The 13,674-nt window shown below is 51.7% G+C and carries 13 protein-coding genes and 1 riboswitch; of the genes, 7 read left to right on the top strand and 6 right to left on the bottom strand.

What is annotated here, in order from left to right:
- Window positions 1–3: 3 nt before the first annotated feature.
- A complete protein-coding gene (locus KJS57_RS19415) occupies window positions 4–1,518 on the bottom strand; it encodes a copper amine oxidase N-terminal domain-containing protein (protein ID WP_244861631.1) in 1,515 nt (504 codons plus the stop codon).
- Window positions 1,519–1,701: 183 nt separating this feature from the next.
- A riboswitch (PreQ1 riboswitch) is annotated at window positions 1,702–1,745 on the top strand.
- A 116-nt stretch (window positions 1,746–1,861) separates the two neighbouring features.
- Here KJS57_RS19415 and queC point away from each other — a divergent pair.
- Genes queC through KJS57_RS19390 form a run of 5 tightly spaced genes read left to right on the top strand, consistent with a single transcriptional unit; the run spans window position 1,862 to window position 5,312 of the window.
- A complete protein-coding gene (gene queC / locus KJS57_RS19410) occupies window positions 1,862–2,542 on the top strand; it encodes a 7-cyano-7-deazaguanine synthase QueC (RefSeq protein ID WP_213656043.1) in 681 nt (226 codons plus the stop codon).
- Between the two features lie 2 nt (window positions 2,543–2,544).
- Window positions 2,545–3,039, top strand: coding sequence for a 6-carboxytetrahydropterin synthase QueD (gene queD, locus KJS57_RS19405; RefSeq protein WP_213656042.1), 495 nt, complete (start codon window positions 2,545–2,547; stop codon window positions 3,037–3,039).
- Window positions 3,032–3,778, top strand: a complete 747-nt coding sequence (gene queE, locus KJS57_RS19400; protein WP_213656041.1) for a 7-carboxy-7-deazaguanine synthase QueE — start codon at window positions 3,032–3,034, stop codon at window positions 3,776–3,778. Before queD ends, queE begins: the two co-directional genes overlap by 8 nt.
- A 17-nt stretch (window positions 3,779–3,795) precedes the next feature.
- On the top strand, window positions 3,796–4,293 hold the full coding sequence (gene queF, locus KJS57_RS19395) for a preQ(1) synthase (RefSeq protein ID WP_213656040.1): 498 nt from the start codon (window positions 3,796–3,798) through the stop codon (window positions 4,291–4,293).
- Window positions 4,294–4,343: 50 nt separating this feature from the next.
- Window positions 4,344–5,312 (top strand): 2-hydroxyacid dehydrogenase, encoded by a 969-nt coding sequence (locus KJS57_RS19390; RefSeq protein WP_211021952.1) that lies wholly within the window; start codon window positions 4,344–4,346, stop codon window positions 5,310–5,312.
- A gap of 88 nt (window positions 5,313–5,400) precedes the next feature.
- Here the strand turns inward: KJS57_RS19390 and KJS57_RS19385 are convergent, their stop codons facing one another.
- The 3 genes from KJS57_RS19385 to KJS57_RS19375 form a co-directional block, all read right to left on the bottom strand.
- Complete coding sequence (locus KJS57_RS19385) at window positions 5,401–5,661, bottom strand: YczO family protein (RefSeq protein ID WP_244861630.1); 261 nt, start codon at window positions 5,659–5,661, stop codon at window positions 5,401–5,403.
- Between the two features lie 135 nt (window positions 5,662–5,796).
- Complete coding sequence (locus KJS57_RS19380) at window positions 5,797–6,375, bottom strand: PadR family transcriptional regulator (protein ID WP_213656039.1); 579 nt, start codon at window positions 6,373–6,375, stop codon at window positions 5,797–5,799.
- A 12-nt stretch (window positions 6,376–6,387) separates the two neighbouring features.
- Entirely contained in the window at window positions 6,388–7,914 is a 1,527-nt protein-coding gene (locus KJS57_RS19375) for an MDR family MFS transporter (RefSeq protein ID WP_213656038.1), read from the bottom strand.
- A 214-nt stretch (window positions 7,915–8,128) separates the two neighbouring features.
- On the opposite strand from KJS57_RS19375, the gene KJS57_RS19370 reads away from it, so the two are divergent.
- Entirely contained in the window at window positions 8,129–9,214 is a 1,086-nt protein-coding gene (locus KJS57_RS19370) for a M24 family metallopeptidase (protein ID WP_211021946.1), read from the top strand.
- Window positions 9,215–9,277: 63 nt separating this feature from the next.
- Here KJS57_RS19370 and KJS57_RS19365 read toward each other — a convergent pair whose 3' ends face one another.
- On the bottom strand, window positions 9,278–9,979 hold the full coding sequence (locus KJS57_RS19365; protein ID WP_213656037.1) for a queuosine precursor transporter: 702 nt from the start codon (window positions 9,977–9,979) through the stop codon (window positions 9,278–9,280).
- A gap of 272 nt (window positions 9,980–10,251) precedes the next feature.
- Here KJS57_RS19365 and KJS57_RS19360 point away from each other — a divergent pair, with 272 nt between their 5' ends.
- Entirely contained in the window at window positions 10,252–11,943 is a 1,692-nt protein-coding gene (locus KJS57_RS19360; RefSeq protein ID WP_213656036.1) for a methyl-accepting chemotaxis protein, read from the top strand.
- Window positions 11,944–12,000: 57 nt separating this feature from the next.
- Here the strand turns inward: KJS57_RS19360 and KJS57_RS19355 are convergent, their stop codons facing one another.
- Window positions 12,001–13,530 carry a cobyric acid synthase gene (locus KJS57_RS19355; protein WP_244861636.1) on the bottom strand — a complete coding sequence of 510 codons (1,530 nt, stop codon included), beginning with the start codon at window positions 13,528–13,530 and terminating at the stop codon, window positions 12,001–12,003.
- Window positions 13,531–13,674: the final 144 nt, after the last annotated feature.

The following is a 13,674-nucleotide window of genomic DNA, read 5'->3' as shown; positions in this document are numbered from 1 at the left end:
CGCTTATGGGCGCTCCACCGTAATCCAGCCCTCTTCGTCAACGTTGACCGTTGCTCCAAGCGATTCCGCAATAAAACGCAGCGGCACATACATTGTTCCATCTTCATGAACAAACACGGCCTGCGGCAGCGTAACCGGCTGGCCATTCACGGTAGCCTTGTTAGAGCCTTTAGTCACGGCGATCTTCGCACCGGTGATATCGTCGGTAATGACGATTTGATTGGAGCCCGGCGTCCACTTCACATCGGCATCCAGTTGTTCCGACAAGTAGCGGAGCGGTACGAAGGAGGTGTTCTTTTTGGAGATGACCTCATAATAGTCGTTGTAAGGATCGAGCAAAATATACTTATACGAAATTTGCATTTCATCCTTCAAGATTTTGTATATCACCGAATTCGTATCAAAATTGCGCAGAATTTGCCCAGGAGTCAAGTATGGGTCCATGGCGTCGATGACTCCGGCCGCGGTATTCACTTCATCCGTTTTCACGGTTCCACCGACGTTCCATATCTCGCTGTCCACATGGACTTTAACCGCTTGAACGGGCAAATCTTCCGACGCAGGAAGGGCGATATTCAATTCCACCTTTTCCTTGCGGATATTCAGCTTGCTGTCGAAATAAAGATTCATCTTCAGTACAGTGTCTTTACCCAGTATCGTCGAAAGCTCCGGCGTCTCCGCCATCAGGTCCGCCATTTGCTGGTCGTAATCGGCTAACAGATTGTTCAGCTCTTCCTGAAGAGCTGCAGCCATTGCCGCTACAGTTACCGCTTTGGATTCGGGAAGAATGTCCGTTGCATAGGAATCGATGATATCCGTACCCATTCCCGAACTCATCAGCGGATAGAATACATCGTAAAAAGTTCCGATCAGGTCTTTGACTCCCTGTTCATCCTTGGCGACACTCGTCAGAAACGGTTTGATCAAACCGATCAGCTCATCCCCCCGCAATTCAACCTGCAGGTTGGTCAAATTCAAGGATTCCCCGTTTACGGTTTCACTGCCCTGCTTTACCGATACCTTGCTCGGATTCGGCAAATGCTTCAGAACAAACTCGCTCGCCTTCTTCGTTAATTGCTGGATTTGATCCTGATACTCCGTCATATCCGGCATGCCTGTGTCGGCGGGATCAAGCGATATGTATACCGGCTGCTTGGCTCCTTCAACCTGAATCGCCATTCCTTTATCGTCCATCGACAAATGGAAAGGCAGCTTGTTACCGTCGTACCCGACCGATCCCTTGATCGAAATATTGGAAGCATCCTGCATCTTGGCGCTATCCACATTCAGCGAGAAGGAATTGATCAGATCGATCGTCTTCTTATCTTCCGCAGAGAGCGTTCCTGTCGCCGGAACAAGCTCTACCGACAGAGTCTGCTTGGATTCACTTGATGTCGGCTGGATGCTTTGAACCAACGCCTTGTTGATATCAAAGCCCGCCACTGCCTGGCAGCCCGCGAGCGCAATCATCAGAAGCGTCAGCGGAAGCGCAAGCCATTTAAATTTTATTGTCTTCATCCCCATGAGTCCCCCTCTTCATCATATTATTCCATTATCATCCAACGGTTTCGGGTTTGTAAATAGAGAATTAGGCGGATTTATTTGCTTACATTACCATACCGCCTGAGGCGGCAAGTATGTTATAATGGCTGCGGGCGTAAGCCTGTGACAATTGAAAAAAAGGATCCTTGCGGCTATCGCACGGAAGAGGTTCGCGAACTCCCTCTATAAAAAACTAATGGTGCCCCTGCCTGAGTAGCATGGGCTTGTTTTTTTGCGGTGTAAGTTCAAGAACTCTCTTTCTTCCCAGAAGGCGTTTGCTCGCCTTCGGATCAATCCAAGAAGAATGAGAGGTTTTTTTATGCTTAAAAATGAAAAAGCGGTCGTTGTTTTCAGCGGCGGCCAGGACAGTACCACCTGCTTGTTTTGGGCGCTTGAGCAGTTCCGTGAAGTCGAAGCCGTCACCTTCGATTACGGTCAGCGCCATTCTCTGGAAATCGAATGCGCCAAAGGAATCGCGGATGAATTGGGGGTTAAATTGACCGTCCTGGACATGTCCCTCCTCGGTCAATTGACGCAAAATGCGCTCACCCGCAGCGACATCCCGATCACGCATGAGGAAGGGGAGCTTCCCAGCACCTTTGTGGAGGGCCGGAACCATCTATTCCTCAGCTTTGCTGCGGTACTGGCCAAAGGCGTCGGGGCACGCCACCTGGTAACTGGTGTATGCGAGACCGACTTCAGCGGATACCCGGACTGCCGGGACGCTTTCGTTAAATCGCTGAACGTGACCTTGAATCTGGCGATGGACTTTGATTTCGTCATTCATACGCCCCTGATGTGGATTGACAAAGCCCAAACCTGGCAACTGGCCGATGAACTGGGCGCCTTCGATTTTGTCCGCGAACTTACGCTGACCTGCTATAACGGAATCATCGGGGACGGCTGCGGCGACTGTCCCGCCTGCAAGCTCAGAAGAGCCGGAATGGACAGCTATCTTCAGACTCGCGGTACCGGCGGCTCCGTCAAGGAGGAGTTCTAAATATGGAACGGACACCCGGAGAATTTCGCATCGTAGAACAGTTGCAGGTGCTTGGTCAGGACATCGCCAAAGAGCAGCTCCGTTATCATCGTCGGCGAGTGCTCGTCAGCAAGGAGTTTACCTTCGATGCGGCCCACCATCTGCACGCTTATGACGGAAAATGCAAAAACCTGCACGGCCATACGTACAAAGTAGTCTTTGGTATCAGCGGAAAGCCCGACGAGGTGGGGATCACCGTCGACTTCGGCACGATCAAGCAAATTTGGAAGGAAGAAATTGAAGGCTATTTGGATCACCGCTATTTGAATGAAACGCTGCCTCCGATGAATACGACGGCCGAGAATATGGTCGTTTGGCTCTTTGAAAAAATGGAAGCCTCTATGGATTTGGAACGCTACCGCTCTTCTCTCCCGGAGGCCCGTACGGAATTCGTACGCCTGTACGAGACACCGACAAGTTACGCGGAAGCTAGACGGGAGTGGATGAGGGATGAATGAAGAAATCAAACAACAGCACATTCCCGTGCTTGAAATATTCGGCCCGACCGTTCAGGGCGAAGGCATGGTTATCGGACAAAAGACGATGTTCGTCCGCACCGCAGGCTGCGATTATCGCTGCAGCTGGTGCGACTCCGCTTTCACCTGGGACGGCAGCGCCAAAGAGTTGATCTCCCGGATGACCCCTGCGGAGATTTGGAACGAACTGTACCGGATCGGAGGCGACCGGTTCTCGCACGTGACCTTGTCCGGCGGGAATCCTGCCCTCCTGCCTCAGTTGGAGGGACTTGTCTCTTTGCTCCGGAGCAAAGGCATCACGGTGGCCGTAGAGACGCAAGGCTCCCGGTGGCAGGACTGGCTGAGCGACATTCACCATGTGACGATCTCCCCTAAGCCGCCCAGCTCGGGAATGAATACCGATTGGGCCATGCTGGACGAGATCGTCGCCAGGCTCAACGGACGACCTGCTCCCTTGGCGGTGAGCCTCAAGGTCGTCGTGTTCGACGATGCCGACCTCGCCTACGCCAAGCAGGTGCACGCCCGTTATCCGGGCGTTGCGATGTTCCTGCAGGTCGGCAACCCCGATGTGCGGCGTATGGACATCGGCCACCACGCCGCTGACTTGCTGCATCGTTACGAAGCACTCATAGACCGGGTTATGTCTATGAGCGATTTGAACGATGTACGTGTTCTTCCCCAGCTTCATGCCCTGGTATGGGGCAACAAGCGGGGAGTTTAATAAAGGAGGATATAAGAATGTCAGGAAGACAACCCGAAGAAATGCAAAATGTTAGTCTGTTGGGCAATCAGGGAGTTCAATACCCGATGACTTATGCGCCCGAAATGTTGGAAAGCTTTGATAACAAGCATCCTTATCGGGATTACTTTGTAAAATTCAATTGTCCGGAATTCACCAGCCTTTGTCCGATTACCGGTCAACCCGATTTTGCCACCATTTACATCAGTTATATTCCGGATATCAAAATGGTGGAGAGCAAATCGCTCAAATTGTATTTGTTCAGTTTCCGTAATCACGGTGATTTTCACGAGGATTGCGTTAATATTATAATGAACGATCTGATTAAGCTGATGGATCCCAAATATATTGAGGTATGGGGAAAATTCACGCCGCGCGGCGGAATTTCCATCGATCCGTACTGCAACTACGGCCGTCCCGGATCAAAATATGAAGCTATGGCCGAACATCGCCTGCTGAATCATGACCTTTATCCCGAAAAGGTGGATAATCGCTAAATTCATGTTTTGATCACGTTATCGTCCCTGACTTGGAGAGGAGAACGCTCATGAAACCTAAAGTGTTTATTGCCAGAAAAGTTCCCCCTGAAGTTGAAGCTTATCTTGAAGAACATTGCGATTGCAGCAAGTGGGATCAACCCAAGCCCATTCCCCGCGAACGCCTGCTTGAAAGCCTGGGAAATGCTGAGGGGCTCCTCACCTCAGGCGGCAAAATCGACGCAGAGCTGCTGGAACGCGCCCCTCTGTTGCGCGCGGTCAGTACGATCAGTGTCGGCTATAACAATTTCGACATTGAAGCGATGAAGGCGCGGCGGATACTCGGTACGAATACGCCCGGGGTGCTGAATGAAACGGTAGCCGATTTGATTATGGCGCTCATGTTGTCCACGGCCCGCCGGATCGCGGAATTGGACAAGTATGTAAAGGATGGCCGCTGGAAGCGGGGCGATGACGAGATCTTCTTCGGATTGGACGTCCATCATAAAAAGCTCGGCATTATCGGGATGGGCGGCATCGGAGAGGCGGTCGCACGCCGGTGCAGACTCGGCTTCGGCATGGAGGTGCTTTATCATAACCGTCACCGCAAGCCGGAGGCCGAAGCAGAACTGCAAGCGGAATACCGCACTCTTCACCAACTGCTGAGTGAATCCGATTTCGTCGTGATAATGACGCCGTTGACGCCGGAAACCCGCGGACTCATCGGACAGCCGGAGTTTGATCTCATGAAACGTACGGCGGTGTTCATCAATGCATCGCGCGGTGCAACTGTGGATGAATCGGCTTTGATCCAGGCTTTGAAGAACAAACAAATTTACGGAGCCGGGCTGGATGTATTTGAGCGGGAGCCGATCGAGGCTGACCATCCGCTGCTAACCTTACCGAACGTCGTAACCCTGCCGCATATCGGCTCTTCCACGGAGCATACGCGCCGCGAGATGGCCATGGCCGCCGCCAAAAACCTGGTGTTGGCGCTGCAAGGGCATACTCCTCCGAATGTAGTAAAGGAACTGAGGTAGAGAAACAGAGAAACGATCATCCCTAAATTCAAAAACTCCCCAAGCTCCATGAATCATGGGCTTGGGGAGTTTTTGGCATTCCGGTAAATTAATCTTCAAATCCCGTATGATACTTCCGTTCGCTGGAAGAGGCGTGCTTCGTCGCTTCCTTGTCCTTCTCCTCGCGGACTTCAAGATTCAAATCCTCGACCGGAATCGGATCGACGTTTTGCTCGCTTTCGAACATATCGAACAAGCTGGGTTGTTCCGTAGGATATTGCTCAGGATGATCCCTGTTAGGTATCTCTCCGGTCTTCCGGGTTTCTTTCGAGCGATCCGGGAAACCTGCACCGTTCTGTTTATCGTCCATTATTTTCACCTCGTCTACGGCTTTGTACTTCCTTTATACCTCAAAACCTTCCGGAATAAACACGGAACGCGGACGAGAGCAAAAACGGGAGCAAAAACGAGAGTAACAGAAACGAGGCCATTACGATAGAAACGCTTAATCCTCGTCCAACAGCGGCGAGAAAGCTACTTCGTTTAACCGGCCCGCCTCGGTATCTTCCAACAGCCGGACCAGCCAGGCGAGCTCGGTTTTGGCATGTTCATATCGCCCGGCCATTAAATGCAGAACGCTCCGCGGGACGGTCCCCTTATGCTCGCAATACACCTGATAACAGTAATTCACGTGATGCTCGGCCTCCCGTACCCGGTCCCGGAGAATAGCGGCGATCTTCTCGCGGTCCCCTTTTCCGGCAAACACCAGGGCGATGTACATCGGATGAAAAGGAATATCCTCCTCCTTGAACCGGTCCAGCAGCAGCTTGTGAAAATAAGCCCTCCCCTTGTCCGTAATCCGGTAGACGGTTTTGTCCGGACGGGTGTCGCTTTGTATGGTTTCCACCGCTTCGATATACGACTGTTTCGCCAGTTGATCAACAGCATAATAGAGCGAACCGATTTTGAATCTGCCCTGGAAATCCAGAAAGCGGTCCTTCATCCGGCTCCGGATTTCATAAGGATGCATATCCTCTTCCATCAACAAACCGAGAATACTTAGACGGATCGATAAAGCTTGCATATCAAACCGTCCTCAAACACGCTGTTTGGACACTTCGGACGCCTTCGCCTTAGCTACCATCCGGTCGTTAGGCATCGCGATTACGACGAGTACGGCCAGAACGGCCGGAATCAACGCCCACATGAAGGTATGACCGATGGAAGTAGCCATCGCATTCGTCAATTTATCCAAAATTTCCGGCGGGATCAGCGCCCGCTTTTCGGGAGACAATGCTTCCCGGGTATCTCCAAAGGCCTGGCCTGCCTGCCCCATTCCCTGAAATGCTTCCGCCATATTATTCGCCATCAGATTTCGCTGCACAATGCCGAAGATCGTAATCCCGAGCGTCATGCCAAGCGATCTGAGAAAAGAGTTGGTCGAGGTTGCCGCACCCCGTTTGCGCATATCGAACGGATGTACCGCAGCCATACCAAGCACGGAAAAGGAGAATCCGACGCCAAATCCGGTCAAAATGCTATAGATTGTCAAGAGCATCCGCGACGAATCGCCGCTCAGCGTACTGAGCGCAAAAATGCCCGATACAAAAAAGATAACGGAAATGGACATAACGCCCTTGTAAGACACTTTTGAAGTCAACATGCCGCCCATCATGCTGCCTACGACGGAGCCGATCATCATCGGCATCAGAATGAGGCCCGAGTTCGTGGCACTTCCCCCGAATACGCCTTGCACATAAATCGGGATATACACCGTTGCCACGATAAAGACACTGCCATAGAACAACGCCAGCAGGCTGCTTGTCGCATAAAGCCGGTTCCGGAACATATCAAACGAAATGATCGGCTCCTTCGCTCTTGTTTCCGCAACCAGGAAAACTACGAACAACAGCGCAAACCCGGCAAACAGGCCCAGAATGACCGCCGAATCCCAGGCGTATTTCTCTCCGCCGAGTTCCAGCGCGAACATCAAGCAGACGACAGCTCCAACCAGTGTAAACGCACCGCTCCAGTCGATCTGCTGTTTGGCATGCGTGAGGGATTCTTTGTAGAACAGAATGATCAGCACCAGCGATACGAGACCGATCGGTACGTTAATGTAAAATACCCAATTCCAGCCGAGCGAGTCGGTAATATAAGCGCCGAGCAGCGGACCGAATATGCTGGAGGTGCCGAAGACGGCCCCCATCAGCCCTGTCATTTTCCCCCGTTTCTCCACGGGAAAAATATCATAAATAATCGTGAACGCAATCGGCATCAGCGCCCCGCCGCCGATCCCCTGGATCGCCCGGTAAATGCTGAGCTGCACAATGCTTCCCGCCATCCCGCACAGGATTGATCCGATCAGAAACATAATGATTCCGAACAGGAAAAACCGCTTTCGTCCGTACATATCGGACAGCTTGCCGAAGATCGGCGTACCTGCCATGACAGCCACCATATAGGCGGAGGTAACCCAAACGAATTGCTCCATTCCTCCAAGCTCGGAAACGATCGTTCCCATGGCCGTCGTTACAATCGTATTATCCATGGCCGACATCAGGATGCCTAACATGAGGCCGATCAGAATAAATTTGGTGTAGTCCTTTTTCTCAGCAGCCATTCTTGGCCCCCCTTGTACCTATTCAAATTTGAATACCTATTTTATTTTAGTGAATATTGATAAAAAGTAAATATTTTTTGAAAAATCATTTCCGATTTATTGCAATTGCAATCCGCTGCCGTTCAACATTGTCCCTTTGAGGCAACTTTTTTTTCTTTCCGGGAAGGTGTAGCCTATAATATATAGGAACAGAGTAAGAAAGGAAGTATTCGACATGAATGAACATTGGTCAGGATTAGAACAAAGCATGCGGCAGCAAGGGATTCAAACGCTGCTCATTACCGATCCCAAGCATGTATATTATTTGACGGGGTTTTTGAGCAATCCGCATGAACGGTTTCTGGGGATTCTCTTCCAACCCGGCAATGAACCGATTTTGGTGGCCCCCGCTCTTGACGAAGAGGCCGCGCGCGCCGCGACCGGAAATATGGAGATCATCACCCACCTGGATACGGATAACCCTTATCTTTTGTTAAAAAATAAGCTTCACGCTCCGGTCGGAACTGTCGGACTGGAAAAAGAAAACCTCACGGTAGCCCGCTTCGAACAGCTTCAAGAGTCGCTGGGCTTCACTACATATCACGACGTGGGGCCTTGGCTCCGTGATATGCGCGTCCGAAAAACGGCCGGAGAGATCGGCAAAATACGCCATGCGGTCCGGCTCATCGAGGAAGTGCTTCAGGAATCGCTCAAGCAGGTAAAAGAAGGCGTATCCGAGAACGAACTCGTAGCCGAAGTGGAATACCAGATCCGCAAGCTGGGTGCGGACGGTCCATCCTTTGATTCCATGGTGCTGTCCGGCGAAAAAACGGCGCTGCCCCACGGAGTTCCAGGAGAACGCAAACTTCGCCGCGGCGATATGCTCATGTTTGATATCGGCGTATATGCCTCAGGATATGCGTCCGATATAACGCGAACTTTCGCGTTCGGCGAGCTGACTGAGGAGCAGATCCGAATCTATGAGACCGTGCTTGCCGCGAACGAAGCAGCGATTGCGGCTATCCGTCCCGGCGTCACTTATGCGTCCATCGATAAAGCCGCCAGAGATGTCATCGAGAATGCCGGGTATGGCCAATATTTCATTCATCGGCTGGGCCACGGACTTGGCATTGATGTGCATGAATTCCCTTCGGTTCACGGGCAAAACGAATACCTGCTCAGCGAGGGCAATGTATTTACGGTGGAGCCCGGAATTTACGTTCCTGGCGTAGGCGGGGTGCGTATCGAGGACGATTGTCTCGTAACGGATACCGGCGTGGAAGTATTGACGAGCTTCCCCAAACAGCTGACGTATCTGTAATCTATAGGCCTATAAAAGAAAACAAACCTCCGGCTATATTGAATAGCCTGGAGGTTTGTTGTTTTATTGCGGAGCTGTTGACGGCTCGTCTTCTTCGTGGCGGAAATTCCGGGCGATATACAGGAATGGAGTCCCCGCCGCCGTCAGGACGAATTTGAACACATACGTCGTCAGCAGAATTTCAAACCAGACTTGGAGACTGTACTCTCCAATGAAAGCGATCGAGCAGAAAATCACGGTATCCACGAACGAACTTACCATCGTGCTGCCGTTGTTTCTGATCCACAACTGGTTCCTTTTCGGATAAAACTTCCGAATCCAGGCGTACAGTCGTACGTCAAGGAACTGGCTGACGAAATAAGCGGTAAGGCTGCCTAGGGCAAGCCGCGGCATCAGACCAAAGATCGTCTCGAGCGAACCTTGGGCGATATCGGTCTCCTGAGGCTGGAAGGCAAGGACCATCTGCATCAGAATCGTGGTCATGATCAGCGTAAAAAACCCGAACCAGACCGCTTTTTTCGCTTCCTGGCGCCCGAATTTCTCGTTGAGCAGATCACTGGTCAGATACAGGCTGACATACATCGTGTTGCCGAGCGTCATGACGATGCCGAACATCTCCACCGTCTTAACGACTTGAATGTTGGCTACGACCGTAGCCACGCCGATCCAGGCATAAAGACCCTTTTTTCCGAACAGCTTGTAACAAAGCAGAAAAAAAGAAAAGTTGACGAGCATATAAAATATGCCCCATCCGATGTTGAACAAACAGAATTCCTCCTAGTTTTGATTACGCGGGATGGTTACGAACCGCGGCCGTGAATTAGCACAGCAAGTCCCAAGATACCATATCTCCGCTCAAGATTCTACCCCTAACATTCCGCTCAATTTTGAAAATGAAAAATAATGAAAAACATCATTTTCAAAAGCCTACTTTTTCTATAGAATAACAATAATGAACACCGGTCAAATAAGACCTGAGGCGCACCATACTGTATAGAGAGAACTAAACAGAAAATTAGGATACGGGGAGGATTTCCATGTTTAAGACGAAACATTCCATTAACCGCAAATTCATGTTCACGTTTGCTGTCGTCATCATTTTGTCATCGGTATTGTTCAGTACCAGCTTCTTAGTTGTTTCCATGGGAATCATCAACAAGAACGTTCTACCTCAGTTCGACAAGGTGCTTCAGACCAGTTCAAAAGACATTTTCAAAAATCTGGACACAACCCAGGCTCTCCAGTTGCTGAAGGGTAAAGAAAATTCCCGCTTTGTCGTGGAATCCTACCTTTCGGACAAAGTGGAAGAATATCAGTTACATACCGCTTACATTCTTGATTTGCAGAAGGATAAAGCGACGGTCATCGGCGTAAACGAAAACTCCAAGATGAAGATCGGCGATTCACTTGCCATCCAGGAAGCCATGCTTGCCGCCGAATCCAAAGGGAACGCCAGAATCAGCGAATTGTATTCCGACCAGTTCGGCTCCCATAAAACCGCCTACATAGCTCTTCCCGGCAGTACGGCCCTTCTGGCCGTCGGTATGGATGCAACATTTATCGAGGAAAAAAGAACCGAAATCTACTGGATTTGCTTCGGGATCTCAATCTTCGTTATCGCCGTCGGCATGATCGTCGCCTACCTCAACAGCCGGAGAATCACCAACCCGATCAAGAAGCTCGCCGCTGTTACGGAAAAGATGGCGCAAGGCGATTTTCGCGAACAGATCGACATCGTCGCCAAAGACGAAGTGGGACATCTGGCCGACAGTTTCCGGACGATGACCGCTCAGCTCAAAGAGATGATCGGGAAAGTGCTGGAGACCTCTCAATCCGTCGTCAACGGATCGGATCAACTGCTTCATTCTACCGCGATGTACAAAGAACTTACTGAAAAATCCGGAGCGGCTACACTTGAAATTAAAGAAGGCAGCTACACTATCGCTTCCACCGCAGCCGAGAACGCCCGGGCCATGGAAGAAATCTCGCAAGGCGTACAGCATATTGCCACCTCTTCCGCGGAAGTCTCGGAAAAGATCGGCCAGGCCTCGAAAGAAGCCGGCTCAGGCAATGAGCTTGCCAAGACCGCCGTCGAGCAGATGAAACAGGTGGAGCAAGCGGCCATTCAATCCCGGGATTCCATTGCCGTACTGAACGAACGGTCGGAATCCATCGCCAGCGTAGTGAGCGTCATTATGGAAATAACCAAGCAAATCAACATTTTGGCTTTGAATGCCGCGATTGAAGCGGCTCGCGCGGGCGAGCACGGCAAGGGCTTCGCCGTAGTGGCCGAGGAGGTCCGCAAATTAGCCGAACAATCCCGAAACGCCACGGATCAAATCGGAGAATACCTGCTCAGCATCCGGGAAGAGGCGGTAAATTCGGTAAATGCCATGGATCATGTCAGCGAAGAGATCAAATCGGGCAGAGAGCGGGTCAACCAAGCCAGCTTAGCTTTCGGGCAGTTGACGGATTTGATTTACAACATCAACATGACCATCCAATCGGTCTCCGCTTCCACCCAGGAAGTGTCCGCCGGAACCGAGGAGGTCACCGCTTCAGTGGAAGAGGCCGCGAATATTACGGCAAAATCGCTGCAAAGCATCGAAGAAATCGCCAATTATTCCGGACAGCAAATCTCCGAAACGGAAATCCATTCCAAGACGGTACAGGCGCTGTTTGATCAGGCTTTGACTTTGAAGGCGTCCGTCGAAAAGTTCAAAATGTAACAAGTGCAAAAAGACGTATCCCTGTTATTTAGGGGATACGTCTTTTTTGATCCTAGCCTAATTACGAATCAATTCGTAAATCCGCTCCATATCCAAATGCCGGCTAACGTGGTCGGCCAGCCTGTCAAAAGCGGCTACTTTACGCGACTCCGCTGAAATCTCCGAGGTCAGCGGGGACAGCCTTTTATCCTTGCGGACGGAATTCAGCCATGTCCGTCTCCATAAATCATTTTGGAACAAGCCGTGTAAATACGTTCCGAAAACCCGCCCGTCCGGCGTAGCGCAGCCTTCATTCCGCTCCGTCCCGCCTTCCTCACGGATTCGGAAAACGGGCACGGTCTCCTTCTCATGGACGCCGCATGTTACTGTCCTTCCGGAGTGAATTTCATATCCGCTGATAGAAATGTCTCCGGTCGGACGCCCCGCAAAGTCTTCATGATTCATGAAGGCTGTTCCTGTTACCCGAAGAGTCGTTTTACCGGGGATAAAGGTCGTCGCAACCGGCAGCCAGCCAAGCCCTTCCGCATGGCGCGGTACGGACGATTCTACAGCAGCCGGATCATGAAGCTCCGCGCCCAGCATTTGATAACCCCCGCATATACCGACAAGCCTGGTATGCGGCCGCGTTGCTATCATTTCCGCAATCCCTTCGTCGAGTCCTTGCTCCCGCAAATATTCCAGATCCCCGATCGTATCTTTGGAACCGGGAAGAATGATGACATCCGGCTCTCCCAATTGAGATAATTTCTGCACATACCGGAGGGAAACATCGGGCTCGGCGGCCAAAATATCAAAATCGGTGAAATTCGATAACCGGGGATGGCGAATTACAGCGATGTCCAGGTCCTTGCCCGGTATAGGCCGGGTCGGATACGAATCCAGAACCACCGAATCCTCGGCTTCGACATCCAGGTCCGGCATAAACGGCAACACGCCAAGCACCGGTATGCCTGTCCGATGTTCCAGCCATTCCAGCCCCGGTTGCAGCAGGGACAAATCGCCCCGGAATTTGTTGATCACTAATCCCTTCACCCGGGCCCGTTCTTCCGGCTCCAATAGCTCCAGGGTCCCTACAAGAAACGCGAACACGCCGCCGCGGTCGATATCCCCTACGAGGATGACGGGAGCATCCGCCCATCCGGCGAGATTCATATTGACGATATCCCGGTGCTTCAAATTGATTTCAGCCGGACTGCCGGCGCCTTCCATCACCACGATATCGAATTGCCGGCGCAGGCGTCCCAGTGCCTCCATCACCAACGGCTTGGCAAGCGGCAGGAAATTCTCCCGGTACCCCGCCGCGCTGAGATCGCGATAAGGCTTACCATGAACGACGACCTGCGAATGCATCTCGCCCGTTGGCTTTAGCAGGATCGGGTTCATATCCGTCGTTGCCGGAATGCCACAGGCGTCCGCCTGTATGCCTTGGGCCCTCCCGATCTCCTTGCCGTCCGGGGTTACGTACGAGTTCAAGGCCATATTCTGCGATTTGAACGGGGCCGTGGAATGCCCGTCTCGCGTAAAAATGCGGCATAGCGCCGTGACAATCACGCTTTTGCCCACATCCGACGCTGTACCTTGCACCATCAGAACTGCGCCTTGCGGACTGGTTACCGCCTTCTCCGCTCTCAATTCGTCACCTGCCTCGGCATCCGCAATTACTTCGGCCGATTCCGCCGTCATTTTGATTTCGGCCCTTGTCCCCGCATCGTCCCACACTCGCTCACTCAT

It is taken from the genome of Paenibacillus vini (assembly GCF_018403325.1).
Lineage (GTDB): Bacteria > Bacillota > Bacilli > Paenibacillales > Paenibacillaceae > Fontibacillus > Fontibacillus vini.
The sequence above is the reverse complement of the archived record's forward strand: the minus strand, read 5'-3'. Positions and strand labels throughout refer to the sequence as shown.